This is a genomic window from Microvirga sp. CF3062 (genome assembly GCF_036314045.1).
Taxonomy (GTDB): Bacteria; Pseudomonadota; Alphaproteobacteria; order Rhizobiales; family Beijerinckiaceae; genus Microvirga.
Genome location: NZ_JAYGGN010000001.1, coordinates 185,701 through 204,565 on the forward strand (window position 1 = coordinate 185,701; position 18,865 = coordinate 204,565).

General features: G+C 57.2%; 13 protein-coding genes. 12 read left to right on the plus strand and 1 reads right to left on the minus strand.

What is annotated here, in order from left to right:
- Nucleotides 1-391: 391 nt before the first annotated feature.
- Entirely contained in the window at nucleotides 392-1,753 is a 1,362-nt protein-coding gene (locus tag VB618_RS00960) for a nucleotide sugar dehydrogenase (protein ID WP_329794619.1), read from the minus strand.
- Nucleotides 1,754-2,102: 349 nt separating this feature from the next.
- On the opposite strand from VB618_RS00960, the gene VB618_RS00965 reads away from it, so the two are divergent.
- The 12 genes from VB618_RS00965 (at nucleotide 2,103) to rfbF (ending at nucleotide 18,863) form a co-directional block, all read left to right on the plus strand.
- Nucleotides 2,103-4,289 carry a sulfatase-like hydrolase/transferase gene (locus VB618_RS00965; RefSeq protein WP_329794620.1) on the plus strand — a complete coding sequence of 729 codons (2,187 nt, stop codon included), beginning with the start codon at nucleotides 2,103-2,105 and terminating at the stop codon, nucleotides 4,287-4,289.
- Nucleotides 4,290-4,642: 353 nt separating this feature from the next.
- Nucleotides 4,643-4,777, plus strand: coding sequence for a hypothetical protein (locus VB618_RS00970; RefSeq protein WP_329794621.1), 135 nt, complete (start codon nucleotides 4,643-4,645; stop codon nucleotides 4,775-4,777).
- A gap of 599 nt (nucleotides 4,778-5,376) precedes the next feature.
- Entirely contained in the window at nucleotides 5,377-5,589 is a 213-nt protein-coding gene (locus VB618_RS00975; protein WP_329794622.1) for a hypothetical protein, read from the plus strand.
- Nucleotides 5,590-5,598: 9 nt separating this feature from the next.
- Nucleotides 5,599-7,002 (plus strand): class I SAM-dependent methyltransferase, encoded by a 1,404-nt coding sequence (locus VB618_RS00980; protein WP_329794623.1) that lies wholly within the window; start codon nucleotides 5,599-5,601, stop codon nucleotides 7,000-7,002.
- Between the two features lie 265 nt (nucleotides 7,003-7,267).
- Nucleotides 7,268-8,260: a GDP-mannose 4,6-dehydratase gene (gene gmd / locus VB618_RS00985; protein ID WP_329794624.1), complete on the plus strand. Its 993-nt coding sequence runs from the start codon at nucleotides 7,268-7,270 to the stop codon at nucleotides 8,258-8,260.
- A gap of 20 nt (nucleotides 8,261-8,280) precedes the next feature.
- Complete coding sequence (locus VB618_RS00990; protein ID WP_329794625.1) at nucleotides 8,281-9,255, plus strand: GDP-mannose 4,6-dehydratase; 975 nt, start codon at nucleotides 8,281-8,283, stop codon at nucleotides 9,253-9,255.
- 274 nt (nucleotides 9,256-9,529) lie between these two features.
- Entirely contained in the window at nucleotides 9,530-13,378 is a 3,849-nt protein-coding gene (locus VB618_RS00995) for an FkbM family methyltransferase (RefSeq protein ID WP_329794626.1), read from the plus strand.
- A 164-nt stretch (nucleotides 13,379-13,542) separates the two neighbouring features.
- Nucleotides 13,543-14,709 carry a glycosyltransferase family 4 protein gene (locus VB618_RS01000; protein ID WP_329794627.1) on the plus strand — a complete coding sequence of 389 codons (1,167 nt, stop codon included), beginning with the start codon at nucleotides 13,543-13,545 and terminating at the stop codon, nucleotides 14,707-14,709.
- Between the two features lie 345 nt (nucleotides 14,710-15,054).
- On the plus strand, nucleotides 15,055-16,116 hold the full coding sequence (gene rfbG, locus VB618_RS01005; RefSeq protein ID WP_329794628.1) for a CDP-glucose 4,6-dehydratase: 1,062 nt from the start codon (nucleotides 15,055-15,057) through the stop codon (nucleotides 16,114-16,116).
- Complete coding sequence (locus VB618_RS01010; RefSeq protein ID WP_329794629.1) at nucleotides 16,113-17,045, plus strand: NAD-dependent epimerase/dehydratase family protein; 933 nt, start codon at nucleotides 16,113-16,115, stop codon at nucleotides 17,043-17,045. Before rfbG ends, VB618_RS01010 begins: the two co-directional genes overlap by 4 nt.
- A gap of 2 nt (nucleotides 17,046-17,047) precedes the next feature.
- The gene (locus tag VB618_RS01015; RefSeq protein WP_329794630.1) at nucleotides 17,048-18,070 is read left to right on the plus strand and encodes a glycosyltransferase family 2 protein; all 1,023 of its coding nucleotides are present in this window, start codon (nucleotides 17,048-17,050) and stop codon (nucleotides 18,068-18,070) included.
- A 25-nt stretch (nucleotides 18,071-18,095) separates the two neighbouring features.
- Nucleotides 18,096-18,863: a glucose-1-phosphate cytidylyltransferase gene (gene rfbF / locus VB618_RS01020; protein ID WP_329794631.1), complete on the plus strand. Its 768-nt coding sequence runs from the start codon at nucleotides 18,096-18,098 to the stop codon at nucleotides 18,861-18,863.
- The last annotated feature ends 2 nt before the right edge of the window (nucleotides 18,864-18,865 follow it).

The window sequence follows — 18,865 nt, forward strand, 5'->3', positions numbered from 1 at the left end:
TAGTCGCGCCAGCGACCTTCTGATGATCCTAGGCGAGATACCGAAAGCGCAGTCTTTATCGATTGTGAGAGATGACCTTCATGCCATTTCTGAGCGACGGGAGCGCCTAATGCTCACCCTCTGGAATGACCAAGGTCATCTCGCCCATGATCGGGTTGCCCTGGGATCTTGGGTTTAAGAGAGCTACGATGAGGAGTCCTAGCGGTTACATTTGCAGTAAGGGTTCTGCTCTCTCGACATCACCGCCATATTCGAGTTTCCTGGCCAATCTATTTGCGCCTAGTCTAAAGAAGGACTGATTGGAACCGAAGCCGAGTTCCCCTGAACCTGATTAGTCATCCAAGCTCAAGAGAAATCTCAATTCAGCCACTGTGTCTTTGCCAGCCCAGGCTTAAGCCTTGATAATCCTGGAATCCACGATGCCCGCCTTTGCACAGACATTGCGGGTATCAAGGACAAGCTTTGCATGGTCGACGACGAGGCGGTAATCCACATCGTCATGATCGGTCGCAATCAGGACGGCATCATAGTGGCGCAAGTTTTCCGGGGTAAGCGGCACGGAAGCACGGCCCATCAGGGCACCGTGCTGACGGGTTGGTGGTAATTCCGGAACATGAGGATCGTGGTAGTCAGCACTTGCCCCTCGTGCCTCTATCAGTTCCATCAGCTTGAGAGACGGACTCTCCCGCATATCATCCACGTTCTTCTTGTAGGCAGCCCCAAGCACCAGAATCTGCGAGCCGCTGAACGGTCGCCCGCTCCTATCAACAGCCTCCACCAGTCGCTCGACCACGTAATATGGCATATGGATGTTCACCTGCCCAGCCAGTTCGATAAACCGGGTGGTAATGTCGTATTCTCGCGCTTTCCATGTGAGGTAAAATGGGTCTATGGGAATACAATGGCCTCCGAGACCCGGTCCTGGATAGAACGGCATGAAACCGAAGGGTTTGGTCTTGGCGGCGTCGACCACCTCCCAGATATCAATACCCATCGCCGCATAGACCACCTTCAGCTCATTGACGAGAGCAATGTTGACAGCTCTGAAGATGTTCTCCGTCAGCTTGACGGCCTCCGCTGTTGCAGTCGTGGAGACTGGAACAGTTTCAACAACAAGCTGTCTGTATAGGGCATCGGCTAGGGCGAGCGCCTCGGACCCGTCAGCGCCGACGACTTTCGGGATAGTGGAGGTGCTAAAATTTAAATTACCAGGATCTTCCCGCTCCGGAGAATAGGCCAAGAAGAAGTCTTTTCCGCTCTTCAAGCCGGTAGCCTCGAAGATCGGCTTGAGCACCTCCTCGGTTGTTCCTGGATAGGTTGTAGATTCGAGTACGATTAGCTGTCCTCTGCGCAAATGCGCTGCGATTGTCCTAGCAGTGGCCTTCACATACGATAGATCTGGCTCGCGATGTTGTGTGAGCGGCGTTGGCACGCAGATCAAAATAGCGTCGGGCTCCTTCAGGCGGTCGAAGTCATTCGTCGCCTGAAGGAGCCCCGTCGCTACTGCGCTAGCAACAAGGTCGGAGGGGATGTGCCTGATGTAGCTCTCACCCTGATTCAAGCGATCAACGTATGAGCGGTTGATGTCGAAACCCAGTACCGAGAAGTTGGCCTTAGCAGCAGTGAGCGCCAGCGGCAGCCCGACATAGCCGAGGCCGACGATCCCAACTTTAGCGTCACGGCTTTGGAAGCGCCCCAGCAGTTCCTGGCTACTGACCGTCAGCCCGAATTGTATTGCTTGATTGGAGGTCATTGTATCCTCAACTTATTCTGCGTTCGCCAAAGCGAATTACACGGGCCTAAATGTTAAGCCAAATCCTAGGTTAATCGTCTTATAAGCGATGTGTGCGATTGGGCTGGTTGAGTGAGACTAATCAGAACCTTTGCTGATAATCTAAGCTTTCTTTATCTATAGAAGGGCCAAAATCCAGCTTAAGTTCGCGAAGGATAGCGCCTGCCCGATACATGATGTGCGAGGCCCAATGCGGTCCTGCAGCGACTTGAATGCTGAACATCATGGCACTACGCGCCGCCTTGCCAATGCGGCAAGTGTTACTTTATAGGCGAGACGGGGAGGTGGTCTATCGGCTAAGCCGCATGGATTGCAGACCCAGACCAAGGCTGCTTCGGAGACACCGGGGCGCAATGAAGAATTGAAGTTCTTACAGGTGTCGGGATCTAGAATGTCAAAAAAGCAATCCATTGCGTTGGCAGCCGGAGCAGGGTTTTTCGCGACCTCAACTGCTTTCGTCGGTCTGCCTGTTATTATTTATGCCGCAAACCCTGGGGAATTCACCTCTCCATTTCTTAACATTATGGAAAGTTATTGGTCCGCAGCCGCTATATTCTTTGCATTGCTTGTAACTCCAGTAATCGTGCTGCCTCCCCGGATAGCGCGTGTTTGGGCCGCGCTCGCTGCGGTGGTGGCTGTCTATATCTGGGCACATGGAATTTTTCAAACCCACAGCTTCGGCGCGATTGACGGGCAAAGTTGGTCCCCCTCCGTTCCAAGGCGGCACATTGCAATCGAGGCAGTGGTTATTCTTGCGGGCTTTACCGTCATGTTTGTTGCCTCCTTGCGCCTTCAGAAGATGCTTGCGATCTTTTTGACGCTGCTCTCGGCTGGCATTCTATTTCAAAGCTGGCCCACACTGAGTGCCAGCAAATGGCTTACTCTTCCAGACGACAGACAACTACCAAGGATTGCGGAGTTTTCAGACAAGGGAAACGCTCTAGTGGTGCTCATGGATACCATGGCGTCAGATGTCTTTGAGGAGGTTGTCACCAAAAATCCGGATATAGCAAAAGCGCTGGACGGTTTCATTTTCTATCCAGACACCGTCGGGGCCTCTCCGACAACATTTCTGGCAATGCCGACAATCCATTCAGGGCAGTCTTATCGCGGCGGAAAACCGACCGCTGAGTTCTTCAATGAAACTGTAAGAAAACAGTCGGTGCTGACCAAGGTTGCCGATGCTGGCTATCGATCGATGCTGATCAATCCGATCCAGAATGTTTGTCCGGACAAAGTTGAGTGCATCCTTGGCGATGCGGCGATGCGTAGCAAGAAGTCGGTTGCCCGTTCTGAAGGCCTGAGCATTCTTGATGCGATGCTCTTCCGACTGGCTCCCCTGGGTCTCAAGAACGCCGCATACAATGATGGAGAATGGATCCTTCAAAGTCTGCTCGAAGACAAGCGGTTCATCCAGCGTGCGATAAAGGATGATCATTTCCTTCGGGATCTGGCTGCAGCAACAATGGTATCTTCCGGTGCGCCGACCTTGAAATTCCTTCACTTGATGAATACCCATCCGCCTTATGTTTTCGATCGGGCGTGCAATTATGCTGGGCGGCAACAGGATCGGACCCGCGAGAATTTTTCAATCCAAGTCAAGTGTTCGCTCGACAGCTTCGTTAAACTGCTGGATGCCTTGAAGGCACGTGCCCTCTATGATCGAACCGCAATCATCCTGCTGGCGGATCATGGCAATTATGGCCTTGAAAGCACCCGTACAAGCATCACCGGAGATCGCGCCAAACTGGTCGGGGCCGCAAATCCTACCTTTGCGATAAAGCCTATCGGATCAAAAGGGGCTTTCCGCACCGGCGGTGGTGAAATCTATATCGGAGATTTCGGAGCGACCTTATGCGACCTCCTCAAGGTATGTTCCACGGAAGCTGGGGTTTCGGCTCTGAGCGAGCCTTATGGGCGTACGCGCCTGTTCAATTATTATCGCTGGAAAAACGAATTCTGGAAAGCGAGCACGATTGCGGGCCTTACCCCATACGAGGTTCGTGGTCCTGTTGGGGGTAAGGACAACTGGATTAAGGAGGCGCCCATTCGGGTTGGGGAGACGGTCGACTTCAGCGAAAAGGGCAACTCCGTAATATACACTTGGACAGGATGGTCCCAGCCTGAGCCCTGGGGAACTTGGACGACCAGTTCGATTGCCAGCTTGGTCATGAACCCAGACAAAAAGCTGCCGGGCCGCGTCACGCTTCAGGTGCAGGGCTTCGTGGAGCCTGGGCCGGTGCATGCGACCGTGATGATCAATGAGAAGAAAGTCGGGGAAATCGCTCTGAACAAGTCTAAGCCGGCGGGAGAGTTCTCTTTCCGTATCCCGGACGAGGCCCTAGAGGACGACTGGGTCAAACTGGACCTAGTGATTGCAGATCCGAAAAGTCCTAAGGAACTCGGCCTCTCCCGCGATGACAGGCAGCTGGCTATAGGACTGTTTTCATTGCGACTTGATGCTGATCGACCTGGGGCATCCGACCGAGTGCAGTAAGGCATTTCTGATGCGACGGTGGCTGTGAGCTGATCCGCCATGGAAGGCAGGGCAGCCTCTGTTGGGATCAGCATGCGCCGGATGCCTCTGCGCTGATCGCTATCGCCTAAGAAACGCGCAATAAATCAGCGTCACATCCATCGTCTAGCAGTCGAGACGTTCAAGGGGCAGGGATTAAAGGCCTTCAAGGTATCCGGAGAGTTAGGGTGTAGGTTGCCCCGGTTTGTGCCCCGGAAGCACTCAGTGCGTGAGCGGTGCCGCTAAGGGCACCGCTCTGTCCCTGTCGACATAGGAGCCTTGTTTCCGGAGATTCAAGTCCTAGCCAAGTTCCTGATTCCACATCACTTCTACCGATGGTGGTGCAGACCGACGACGGCGTAGGGGCATCCCTGTGCGGCAATCTCATTGCCGTGATCGTGGCCTGTTATTTGAGCGCCGGTACGATCATTACGCTGGTGACCTCCAACTCCGTCCTGGGAGCATTCTAAGCCTTTGAGCACAGGATCCGCATCTGGGGCGGCTCATCTTGAGTCGTCGAGAGTATAGCAGGCGTTCTGCTCTGCGAATCACACAGGAAAATAAGGAATGTTGCGTTTGCATGCCTCGGGGAACGAGCTTGAACTGCAGGCCTAGAGCGCCGCCGCGACACAAGAGCGCGCCGAGAAGCTTCATTAGTGGGGGGCTTGCTGCGACAGGATGGCTGCTAACTGAGGATGAGCGTCAGCCCGGCTAATGAGAACGCGACATGGGATCTTGCGCAATTGGGTGCCTTTTTCCCGGACTAACTGGATGGCAACGTGGTGGTTTTTATAGCGTGAGCCGGAGTAGGGGCTTTGATCAGAGCCCCAGAGCTTCAGTGAATCAGAGAGTCCTATGGGGGGCTCGGCGCGAGGGCAGGCTGGTTCAAACCGCCCCGCGCTATGGAAAAGGGTGCCTCAATAGCCTTAGCAATTTTCCTTTACGGTGTTGCGCCTGCAACACGGTTGCATGGTAAGTTGGGCAGCCGGGTTCACAAATGACGATTTCATCAGTAATAGGACCCTACGAAAACTCTGATTCTCCCTGTTTCATTTCAGTGGTGGGCACAATGGAAAAACGTTCGCTCTTCCTCAGCCTGATGGCTATCCTCTTTTTGACCACGCCTGCATACGCCTACCTTGACCCTGGCACCGGCAGTATTCTGCTGCAGGCGCTGATTGGGGGCATTGCCGCCAGCGTGACGGTGGTCTCTATGTATTACCAGCGGATCAAGGCCTTCTTCGCGGGCCAGTCTGCTTCCAAAGAGTCCAACGAAAAGTAAAATCCCCAGATGAGCGCTGTTCGACGTAATGCGGGATCGTACCGCGATCCTGCAGGGCATGTCTATGAAAGTGGCGGCCGCATCTTTCGTACCATCAACGAGCGCGCTCGTTCTGACTATGAGGCTGTGCGGGATCAAGGGATTCTTGGCTCTGCCGTGCAGAAGGGGCTGTTGATCGACAGCAGCGAGGTCGAGAGAGCTCAGTGGGATGAGGGCTTCGCCAGGGCTGCTTACGTGGTCGAGCACCCGCGCGTCGAGTTCGTCTCATATCCTTACGAGTGGCCCTTCCGCGCGCTAAAGGCAGCGGCCCTTCATCATCTCGATCTGCAGCTTTATCTGCTGACGAGGAAGGCTGCTCTCTCCGACAGCACCGCTTATAATGTACAGTTCTCCGGTCCCAAGCCAATCTTCATCGATCTCCTGTCCGTGCGCCCCTATCGCGAGGGCGAGTTCTGGCTTGGACACCGTCAATTTTGCGAGCAGTTCCTAAATCCGCTGCTTCTCCAGTCGAAGCTGGGGATCTCCTTCAACACGTGGTATCGCGGTAACCTCGAAGGTATTCCGACCGCCGATCTGGCGCGGGCGCTACCGCTAAGCAGTCGGTTTTCCTGGAACATGCTGAGCCAAGTGATTTTGCAGGCCAAACTGCAGGCCAAAGCCACCGATGCGCCGGCACAGGCCATTCAGGAGGCAAAAAAGTCCCGCACCTTATCCAGGGCCGCTTATGAGGGAATGCTGCGCCAGTTGCGCAACTGGATCGCCCGGCTGGAGCCAGGCAACACCGGCGCCACGGTATGGGGAAATTACGCCAAGGATAATACCTATACTGGTGCGGAAGCGCAGGAAAAACGCCGGTTCATTGCTGAATTTGCCGCCAAAACGCGCCCGAAAGTCCTGATTGATATCGGCTGTAATACGGGAGATTATTCCGTTGCGGCCTTAGAGGGTGGTGCGTCCTACGTAGTCGGGTTCGACTTCGATCAGAGAGCGCTCGACCTCGCATTCTCGCGGTCCGAGACCGAGAGTCTGAAGTTCCTCCCGTTGTGGCTTGATGCGTCGAACCCGAGTCCTGATCAGGGGTGGATGCAGGCGGAGAGAGCCGGCTTCGGCGAGCGCGCCAAGGTTGACGCCTTGGTCGCTTTGGCGTTCGAGCACCACCTCGCCATCGCGAAGAACGTTCCCTTGCCGCAGGTTGTGGACTGGTTAGTCGATCGTGCTCCCGTTGGTGTGATTGAGTTCGTGCCGAAGGATGACCCGACGGTGAAGACGATGCTCGCACTGCGAGAAGACATTTTCGATGATTATAGCATCGAGACTTTCACGAACCGACTGACCGAACGTGCCAGGATCGTGCAGCAAAAGGTGGTCTCTGAGAGTGGAAGAACGCTGTTCTTCTATGAGAGGACACAGTAAATCTCCAGCTGTTCAGCAGGATCTTGCTCTCCCACAGCGCCTGATATTTGCTGCTGTACCGTGCACAGGTCGACTAATCCTGCCAGAGCGCGGAACGGAACCAGGCCCGTGGAGTCGTTGACAGATCTTAAGGTCGCACGGTAAGTGCAGCCTTAATGAGGAGCCGCCGTCGGCTTGTTGGAACTAGGCTGCGGGCCGTGCCTAAGGGTAAGAGTCCCAGTCTTAAACTCCGGGCGCTTTAGGTGAATTTTCGAGGTTATATGAGATGACGGACAGAAAAAAGGCGCTGATTACCGGCGTCACAGGCCAGGACGGAGCCTACCTTTCAAAGCTTTTGCTGGACAAAGGGTATGAGGTTCACGGCTTGCTGCGCCGCAGCGCGTCAGCCGACGTGGTCGACTCTCGGCTGAAGTGGATCGGCGTGGCGGGCAAGATTGTGCTGCATGACGGCAATCTGACCGATCTGTCGGGCCTGATCCGAGTGATGAACGAGGTCCAGCCCCATGAAGTCTACAATCTGGCCGCGCAGTCCTTCGTCAAATCTTCGTGGCAGCAGCCGCTTCTGACCGGCACTGTCACCGGCCTCGGGGCTGCCAACATGCTCGAGGCCGTCCGGTTAGCCTGCCCCGAAGCACGTTTCTACCAGGCTTCCTCCTCCGAGATGTACGGCCTAATCCAGGAGCCGGTCCAGTCCGAAACGACCCCATTCTACCCGCGCTCTCCCTACGCGGCTGCCAAACTCTATGCTCATTGGATGACTGTGAATTACCGTGAGAGCTTTGGGCTGCATGCCTCAAGTGGTATCCTGTTCAACCACGAGTCGCCGCTGCGCGGAATCGAGTTTGTGACCCGTAAGATCACAGACGGTGCTGCGCGTATCAAGCTCGGCCTTCAGGACAAGCTCGCTCTCGGCAATGTCGATGCCACCCGCGACTGGGGGCATGCCCGCGATTACGTTAAGGCCATGTGGTTGATGCTGCAGCAGGATACCCCTGACGATTATGTCGTGGCGACTGGTCGGACCACCTCAGTGCGGGATTTCTGCCGGCTGGCCTTCGCCCATGTTGGCTTGAACATGGAGGACCATGTTACGGTCGATGAGCGGTTCTTGCGACCGGCCGAAGTCGATGTCCTGCACGGCAACCCGGCCAAAGCGACGGAGAAGCTTGGCTGGACGGCTGAGACAAGCCTTGAGGACCTCGTTTCTGAGATGGTCGAAGCCGATCTCGCTCGCCTAAAAAAGCATGAGCATCTCTGAACCGGTACGGCACCACTGACATGCGGGTACTCATCACAGGCACGCAGGGCTTCGTCGGTCTACATCTGGCTCAAGCACTACGACGTGTCTGTGGTGACGCCACGATCATCGCAACCGGCAAGACACCGGGAGAGCACCCGCTCCTCGGCGCTGTCTCGGCTTTAGACGTCACGGATCCCAATGCAGTCAAGGTCGAAATTACCCGTTACCAGCCAACCCATGTCGTCAATCTGGCGGGATTGGCTGCCCCTGCGGTGGCGGCCTCAGATCCAAAGACCGCATGGCAGGTGCATGTACAGGGCGTGCTCAATCTCGCCTCTGCCATCCTAGACGAGGCCCCTCAGTGTTGGTTATTCAACGTCGGATCCGGCTTGGTCTATGGAGACAGTGCGAAACCTGGGCTTCCTCTCGACGAGACTGCGCTGCTCGCCCCCGTTGACGAGTACGCCGTGACCAAAGCCGCCGCCGACCTTGCCCTCGGCGCACTAACGCGACGCGGTTTGAGGAGCATCCGGTTCCGTCCCTTCAACCATTTCGGTCCGGGGCAGGCGGAGACATTCGTGATTCCGGCCTTTGCCATGCAGATCGCACAGATTGAGGTGGGGCTTGCGGAGCCGATCATTCGGGTCGGCAATCTCGATGCGGAGCGGGATTTCCTGGATGTCAGGGATGTGGTCAATGCCTATGCCTTGGCTGTTCGGTCTGCGGACACCATGCAGGCCCCTGGGATCATTCTCAACATCGCGTCCGGGACGCCGCAACGCATCGGCGACATTCTGGAACAGCTGCTCGGGCAGAGCCGCGTTGCGATCACAGTCGAGCAGGATCCGGCGCGCTTGCGGCCCAGCGACCTTCCGCGCATCCTTGGCGATGCTACCCGTGCGCGCCGGACGCTTGGTTGGGCTCCAGCGCATACCTTCGACGATACGCTCGCGGCTGTATTGGACGATTGCCGCGCTCGGGTCTTAGCAACGGCTCGATCGCGCAGGGCCTAGCTCTCCTCGGTATTCCACCTCTGTCTGAGGGAGGGGGCGGACCGAAGGTCCGGGTTGAGGTTAAAGCCTTGTTTCGGATATTGCTTTCCTCAGCCTCGCTGCAGTCGATCCGTATACGATCCAAATATGTGCGACGCGAACTGAGGCGGCGACCCAAGGCCGGCTGCCATTAAGACCGTATGCCAAGAAAATCCTGTTGCGCCGGATACGACAGCGCCGATAAACCGTATTCTGTTCAATTGTGCAGACCCTTCCAGCAACTGATGGTAGATCAATGAGCGTCCTGACGATGACCTCCCATTCGCAGAACTTCGAGGACGTCATTCTTTGGCGCGCCTTGAAGCATGTTGAGCGCGGGACTTACATCGACATCGGGGCACAAGATCCCGTGGTCGACTCCGTAAGTCTTGCATTCTACGAAAAGGGATGGCGTGGGGTGCATGTGGAGCCGGTATCCTCTTATGCCGACAAACTTCGCAGGGAGCGCCCCGACGAACGCATCATCGAAGCTGCGATCTCGCGGGAGGAGGGGGCCAGCCCGTTCTTTGAGATCCCGGACACTGGATTGAGCACGGGCAATGCCGCAACAATGCAGCGGCATGAGGCCGCTGGGTTCATAGTGCGGCGCATCGAGGTTCCAAGTCTGCCGCTGTCGAAGGTGCTCGACGATTTCCGGGATCGGGACGTGCACTGGCTCAAGATTGACGTGGAGGGTGCCGAGGCAGAGGTAATCGCCAGTTGGCTACCGTCGCCGGTCCGGCCATGGATCGTCGTCGTCGAGAGCACGGTCCCTAACGCGCCCACGCCAACTCATGGGGAATGGGAACAGCAGCTTCTAGCGCTTGGGTACGAGTTTGCCTATTTCGATGGCTTGAACCGTTTCTATGTGAGCACTGTGCACCCCGAGCTGAAGGCCAGCTTTGGCGCTGGCCCAAATGTTTTTGATGATTTTGTGCTCACCGGGTCATCCCCTTTCGCGGCTGGGCTGCGCCGAGAGCTTTCCCATGCGGCAGAGGAGACTGCTCGTCTTAACCAGCAGATCGCAAAAATGGGGGACCGCGCGCGCGCCGCAGCCGCTCAGGAGAAGACGCTCAACCGCCGCCTGATGGTCTTGGAGCAGCAGTTAAACGACCTTCGCGAATCCTATGCGTGGACGATTTACGCACCCCTTCGCGCGGCCGAGCGCACCGTTCGATCGTCTCTGCATCAGGCGAGGGGCTGGATATCACTGAAGCCGGGCTCCCGCCCGCGACGCGCCATTCGCGCCATCGTCGTCGGTCTCATCAACCAAGTCCTGAAGCGGCCATATCTGTCCACTCTGGCAAAGCGCAGTGCAGCGCGCTTCCCCAAGATCAACAACCGCATGCGCCTTATGACCTACCATCAACGGGCCATGAGTTTCGTGTCACAACGGAAGGTTCCGGAAGACGGCACACTGGATCTATCCTTGGAGCCGCAATCCGTCAGGCTGATCTACCAACGGCTCATGCGGGCACGCAGTAACCTGGACCGACTGGATTCCCCCTCTCGAATGCCGAGCGGAGCCAAGCCGCATCTGGCGTTCGTGTCGCCGTTGCCACCCGAGAAATCCGGCATCGCGGACTACAGCGCCGAGCTGCTTCCCGAACTCGCCCGGCACTATGCCATCGACGTGATCGTTGTCCAGAAGGAGGTCTCCGACCCTTGGGTCAAAGCCAACTGCACTATTCGGGATCTCGCCTGGTTCGAACAGCATGCCCATGGCTATGACAGGATCGTCTATCAATTCGGAAACTCGCTGTTTCACGACCACATGTTCCGCCTGCTCGACCGGTATCCCGGGATCGTGGTCTTGCACGACTTCTATCTCGGAGGTCTCATCGCGCATTTGGAGCTCTATGGCGGCGTCAGCGGCTTCTGGGCGAGCGCACTCTATCAGTCACAAGGGTATCCTGCTCTTCGCGATAGATTCGATCCTGCGAAGGAGCCTGACATCGTCAACAATTGTCCGGTGAACCTTTCGGTGCTGCAGAGGGCGCAGGGCGTCATCGTCCACAGCAACTATTCCCGGTATCTCGCCCAGACCCATTACGGTGAGAAGTTTGCAGAAGATTGGGCCGTCATCCCGTTCCCGAGACGCTTGCCCGACGTCATTGACCGTGATGGAGCAAGAGCGGCTCTGGGCTTCGGTAATAATGACTTCGTGATCTGCACGTTCGGCATTCTCGGTGAGACCAAGCTGAACCAGCATCTTCTCGATGCGTGGCTGATGACCCCGATGGCTGGGGAAGGGAAATGCCATCTCATCTTCGTTGGTCAGGACAGTCAGAACAACCCGTACTGCGAGCGGTTGCGCAGGTCCATCAATGCGTCACCCGCCAAGGGCCGTATTCGGATCACCGGCTTTGTGTCGCCCGAGGTGTACCGGCAATATTTGATGGCAGCCGATATTGCAGTGCAGCTGCGTGCACTCTCGCGCGGTGAAACATCGGCGGCGGTTTTCGACTGCTTGGCGTATGGCGTTCCGACCATCGTCAATGCAAATGGGTCTATGGTCGAGTTGCCTGAGGGCAGTGTCGTCATGCTGCCGGACAAACTGTCCACCGACGAATTGGCAGACGCACTCACGATGCTGCGGGATAAGCCAGAGAAGCGACAGGCTCTGAGCCAAGAGGCTCGGTGCGTGGCGGTTCGGCATTCGCCGGATCAGGTTGCCGGCCGATATCACGATGCCATTGAAACTATTTCCAGGCTGTCACCTGCTACGGCGGACGTACGCGCTCTTGCAGAGCATGCATCCCTTGTGTCGGCTCCCTTGGATGATGAGGCATGGCTCGAGCTTGCCCGTAATCTGGCTGAAGAGAGCCCCTTCCAGCGTGGAGGCATCCGTCAGTTGCTGGTCGATGTCTCAATTCTCGCTCGCGAGGATTTCAAGACGGGAATTCAGCGCGTCGTCCGCTCACAACTTCTCGCGCTCTTGAGCAATCCCCCCGCTGGATTCCGGGTCGAGCCGGTCTGGCTTGGAAACGCCGATGGTCGCTGGCATTACCGCTACGCACGGCGCTACACCCTGCAACTTCTCGGCTTGCCAGATGGGGTCTTGGACGATGACCCAGTGGAAGCTGCTGAAGGCGATATCTTCTATATGCCGGATTTCTGGACGGATGGCGTGGTCCATGCGACGGAAGCGGGCCTCTACAAAGAGTGGCGCGCAAGGGGCGTCAAGACAAGCTTCATGGTCTATGACGTCCTGCCGCTGACGAGACCCGAGTTCTTCCCCGACCGCTTTAGCGAGATGCATGCACAATGGCTCGCCGCTGTCGCCGACAGTGGTGATCGCCTCATTTGCATCTCCCAGGCGGTGGCGGGCGAAACAAAGCAGTGGCTCGAAGCCAACAAGCCGGAGACGCTTGAGCACCTTGACATCACGGCGTTGCACCTTGGCGCAGACATCGCCGCCTCGGCGCCGACCTTGGGCCTGCCAGGGAATGCTCCCGCCGTTCTGGGCCAGATGTCGTTGCACCCGAGCTTCCTGATGGTCGGTACGGTGGAGCCGAGGAAAGGCCATCTGCAGACCCTGGCGGCATTCGAGCGCCTTTGGGCGGAAGGCGCGGACGTCAATCTCGTGATTGTCGGAGCGGAAGGCTGGAAGGGCGTGCCCCAGGACCAGCGCCGCACCATTCCGATGATTGTCGAGAAGCTCCGGAACCATCAGGAACTCGATCGGCGGCTCTTCTGGCTCGAGGGAATCAGCGATGAGTACCTCGAGAAGGTGTACGCAACTTGCATATGCCTGATCGCGGCGTCGGAGGACGAAGGTTTTGGTCTTCCGCTGATCGAGGCGGCGCGGCATCGCATACCGATCTTGGCGCGCAATATCCCGGTATTTCGCGAAGTCGCGGGCACCCATGCCGGCTATTTCGACGGCAAGGATCCCGATGCGATGGCTCAGACGATCAAAGACTGGCTCACGCTCCATGGAAAGGGCGAGCACCGGAAGTCTGATGACATGCCTTGGCTGACTTGGGCCGAGAATGTCGAGCGTCTCAAGGCCATCTTGCTGCATGATGCGCCGGAACGGACAGAGGCCCTCGAAGAGCACCTCAGCGCACAGGTCCCTCGACCGCTTGCCAAAGCTGGATGAAGGCCGAGGTCATGCTGAAGCCGGTGCTGAAATTCGCTCATCATCATCTCTGGGGCCATCTGCCGCATAGGACGCGTCGGGCCGCGCTCTTTCGCCTTGCATTCTGGTGGGCACCGCGGCCCGCGCCTGACGCAAGAGCGACGGCACCTATCGTTATTGTGGGAATGCTACGCCATGCATCGGGACTCGGAGCCGCTGCTCGAGCCTGCCATGATGCGCTCAAAGCATCAGGCCTTCCGGTCTATGGAATCGACCTGACCGAGGAACTGATGCATGAGGTGAACCATACCGGCTTCATCTATGACGACGGGCGGACGGTGATCGGCAAAGGCACCGTCTTTCTGCACATCAGCGGTCCCCTCGTGCCTTTGGCGATGGGGTTTCTCGGACGTGCCTTCGTGCGCGACAAGCGCTTCATCGCCCACTGGTTCTGGGAGCTGCCGGCGGTTCCGAAGGACTGGTCTCCGGCCATTCCATTCATCCATGAGATCTGCGTCAACACCACCTTCGTGCGGGACGCCATCCGTCCGATCGCACACGGGCGGCCGCTGCACATCGTGTCCTATCCGCTGGCCCTGAAAAAGAGGCCGCGTCCCGCTCGGAGGCCGGAGGAGCCCTTCACGGTACTGGTCGTATTCAACATCGCTTCGAGCTTCGCGCGCAAGAATCCCTGTGCAGCTATCGCGGCGTTTCGCCAAGCTTTCGGCGATGACCACTCTGTACGGCTCATTGTGAAATACATGAACGACTTCGTGTGGCCCGAGGGCGTGCGACTGATGGAAGAGGCAGCCGGAGATGCTGCCAACATCGAACTGACAGGAGGCATTCTGGACGAAGCGGGCATGGACGCGCTCTATGGATGCGCGGACGTGGTCATGTCCCTGCACCGGGCCGAAGGGCTGGGGCTACCGTTGGCTGAGGGCATGCTGCGGGGGTTGCCGGTGATTGCGACCGACTGGTCGGGAAGTACAGACTTTCTGACGCGCGAGACGGGAATGCCGGTAGGCTATGAGCTGGTGCCGGTTATTGATTCCCAGGGTAAGTATGGCGATACCGCTTCGACGTGGGCAGAGGCCGATGTCAGCGAGGCGGCTGCGGCCCTCAAGTCGCTCCAGACCGATCCTATATGGCGGCAAAGGCTCGGCGCCGCTGCCGCTGGCCATGCGGCGGAGTTTTTCCTTCCTTGGCAGTATGCAGAACAGATCAGAGAGATCATAGGCTTGTCCGCTCCAGTTAAGCCGGAGGGGCTCACGAGCAGTGGAGAGGTTGGCGCAGTGGCTGGCGGTGATAATGCATCGGGCCATGCTGGAGGTTTGCCGGCCTCCAAGTAGGGCGGGACTAAGCGGGACTGTGGTGGGTTGCCGCCACAAGCTTGCTAGATTACTTGGTAGATTTAGAGCAGCAAGTGTAAAATTTAGTTCTTGGTCAGAATTTTTATGACATAGCCATGGTCAACTCTATCATTGCGCGGGATTGTGAGAAATTTTACGCCTCACAATATAGCCAATAGCATAGTTTATAGTTCCTGCAGCTAGATTTCATTTATCAGATTCTCCATAACGCTCTGCCAATTCGAGAGCGGGTTTGGTATTTGCTTCAAGAAGAGTGCTGGCGACTATGCTTGACACTTATGTTTCAATGCAGCATGGAGTTCGCTGCGCGACAGGTGGATTTCGATGAACGGGGCCTTTGCGAACGTACGCGTTTTGTTAACGGGACATACTGGGTTCAAGGGCAGTTGGCTGAGCCAGTGGCTCAAGCGTGATGGTGCAGTCTTGACCGGCCTATCGTTGCCGCCTGAGCCTGGTCGACCAAATCTTTTTGAGGCTGCGAGGGTTTCTGAAGGAATGTCCTCCTGCTTCGGTGACATTCGCGACTTCGATCGCGTTCGACAGGTGATGGACGCGGCTCAACCGGAGATCATCTTCCACCTTGCGGCCCAGCCGCTCGTTCGTCGGTCCTATCGGGCTCCAATTGAGACATTCGCCACAAACATCATGGGGACCACTCATGTTCTCGAGGCGGCACGGCTGTGTCCCAGTGTGCGAGCTATCGTCTGTGTCACAACCGATAAGGTCTACGACAACCATGAGTGGGCATGGGGGTACCGCGAAAGTGACGCGCTGGGCGGCAAGGACCCATACAGCGCCAGCAAGGCGTGTGCGGAAATTGTCGTAGCGGCTTATCGCCAAACCATGTTCTCGCTCGCGGGCGACATACAGATAGCGACTGCTCGGGGGGGGAACGTCATCGGAGGGGGTGACTGGTCGGAGGATCGTCTGATCCCAGACATCATCCGTGCCATTCAAGATGGCCAGCCCATTGTCTTACGGAACCCGAAGTCCACGCGCCCCTGGCAACATGTTCTCGAACTCGTGCGCGGGTACGTCGTGCTAGGCAGGAAACTCCTTGACGGTGAAACATCTGCATCCACTGCTTGGAACTTCGGTCCCGACAGCGAAAACGAGATTGATGTCGAGACGATCGTGAACGCGTTCTTGGCAGAGTGGGGCGAACGGGTGCCGGTCGAGATCCGTTCTTCAACGATGCCTGAGGCGCAGTTCTTGCGCCTCGATATCTCCAAGGCTCGGTTCGGGCTTGACTGGAGACCAGTCCTGAGCCGCCAGGATACTTTGGGCATAACCGCCCGATGGTATCGCCGCTATGCCGACGGCGAGGATGCTTGCATGCTTATGACGGAGCAGATTGCCGAATATGAGGCGCGGCTGAGACAATGAGCTTTGCAACCGCATTGGTGACGGGAGGGACTGGGTTCATCGGGGCTGCTTTATCGCGGCGCCTTGTCCAAATGGGCGTCAGGACAACACTTCTTGCGAGGCCGAGAGCATTGATCCCGCTGGGATGCGATGTCGTCACCATTCTGGACTTATCGCGCCAGTCCATAGCCCACGCTCTAGCAGGGCGCAGGTTTGATGTCGTTTTCCATCTAGCTGCTTATGGGGTTGCTCCCTCCGATCGCGATCCGCGGCAGACCTTTGACGTTAACATCGCGGGAACCGATGCTGTCGTTTATGCCGCTGTCGAAACGGGGGCCAAGGCTGTCATTTACCTAGGGTCGTGCTCCGAGTACCGAGATCTGGTCCCAGGCCAGTTTGTTGAGGAAGATGCGCCGATCGGTCCTGATCTGCTCTACGGCGGGTCAAAGGCGGTGGCCGGCCTATGGGGCCAGACTCTTGCTGCTCGATTGGGCGTCTCGTTCCAATGGTTGCGGCTCTTCAACGTATTCGGGCCAGGCGAGGCCGCCTCGCGGCTGATCCCTGCGCTCATCGCCCGTTTGCGAGCCCAGGAGAGGGTAGCTTTGTCCCCCGGCGAGCAGGTTCGTGATTTTCTTTACATCGACGATGCAGTGACGGGCATCCTGCTGGCAGCCGAAGCCTCAATGGAAGGACGGCTTGGTCCCTTTAATCTTTGCTCGGGACAACCCATCAAGGTGAAGGAGATCGCACTTGCCGTTGCGGATACCATGGACAAGCCATACGACCTGCTCGGGTTTGGAGACCTGAATTATCGGCCTGACGACATCTTCTGGCTTGTCGGGAGTGCAGGTCGCTTTCAGAACGCCACGGGGTTTCGGCCGCATACGTCGCTGCTCGCAGGTATCGAGAAAATGATCACAGCCGATCAGGTTCATGCCGAGGGGAAATGACAATGTCTACAGTACTCCCTCTCATTTCGATCTGTGTTCCAGTCTACAATGAAGAGCTGAATATCGAGCCCTTCTATCGCCGTGTGAGCGCAGTCATTGATGGGCTGGCTGACCGGTACCGCTTCGAGATCCTGGTCACAGACAATCACAGTACTGACACGACCTTCGAGCGTTTGGCGGAGCTTAGCCGTCTTGATAATCGCGTCCGTGTCATTCGATTTTCCCGGAATTTCGGCTTCCAGCGTTCAATTCTCACAAATTACATGAATGCGCGCGGCGAGGCTGCCATCCAGCTCGACGTCGACCTCCAGGACCCCCCCGAACTGATCGTCGATTTCCTACGGCACTGGGAGGAGGGTTACAAGGTCGTCTATGGCATCCGCCGGGAGCGGCCCAACGAGAACCTGTGGCTACACGGCATGCGCAGAGTCTTCTACCGCCTCGTAGACTACCTGAGCGAAGAGACGTTGCCGCACGATGCGGGAGATTTCCGGCTCGTCGATCACTGCGTTCTTGATCAATTGAAGTTCGTCTCTGACCAGCAGCCCTATCTGCGCGGACTGATCGCATCGATGGGGTTCCGTCAGACCGGCATCGTCTACGACCGTTCTGCCAGAGAGTTCGGATCCAGCAAGTTCAACCTGATGCGCCTGTTCGGTCTTGCTCTGGACGGTATTCTGCAGCATTCGGTCATTCCCCTCAGGATCGCCACATTTCTCGGGCTCATCATGTCTGGGCTGGCGGCCATCGGCGCCATATACTATTTCCTCGCGAAGCTGTTCTTCGGAGCCGACTGGCCTCCTGGCGTTGCGACTTCGACGCTTCTGACCCTCCTGTCGATTGGGATGAATGCGCTTCTACTCGGGATCATCGGTGAGTATATCGGCCGTATCTACAAGAACGTGAAGCGGATGCCGATCACGATCTCGGAGGCGGTGATCGATCACGGAGCGCTATCGGAAGCAGTGAATGTGTCCGTCCCCCAGGATAACTTCCTCCGGGCGCATGTTGGCAGTAGCAATTGAGGTTAATGGGCAGGAAGGTCTCGGAATGAAAGTTGTACTACTCGCTGGAGGATTCGGGACGCGCTTGTCCGAGGAAACCCACGCACGACCCAAGCCAATGATCGAGGTCGGCGGCCTCCCGCTGCTTCTGCACATCATGAAGATGTACAGCCACCACGGCTTCAACGATTTCATCGTCTGTCTCGGCTATATGGGGTATTACATCAAGGAATACTTCTCGAACTACCTGCTCCACCGCAGTGACGTGGCGATTGATTTCACCACAGGGTCTACGCGCCATTTCAACACTGTGGTTGAGCCTTGGCGAGTGTCGCTGGTCGACACTGGCCTGAATACGATGACTGGGGGGCGCCTGCGCCGTGTAAAGGAATTGATCGGCAACGAGACGTTCATGATGACCTATGGCGATGGAGTATCCGATGTAGATATCGGGGAGCTTGCTGCCTTCCACCGTTCGCACAAGCGCGCGGCGACCATCACGGCAGTCCAGCCTCCGGGGCGCTTCGGTGCGCTAGAGCTCGGCTCCGATGGTCAGATCACAGCGTTTCGCGAGAAGCCAGCCGACGAGGCCGGATGGATTAATGGCGGTTTCTTCGTGCTCGAACCATCCGTCTTCGATCTACTCGAAGGGGATGAGACCGTTTGGGAGCGCGGGCCCCTCGAAAAGCTGGCCGAGCGCGGCGATCTTGCTGCCTACCGGCATCCCGGCTTCTGGCAGCCGGTTGATACGCTGCGCGAGAAGAACCTCCTCGAGGCCCTTTGGGCGTCCGGGGCACCCTGGAAAAAGTGGTGAGG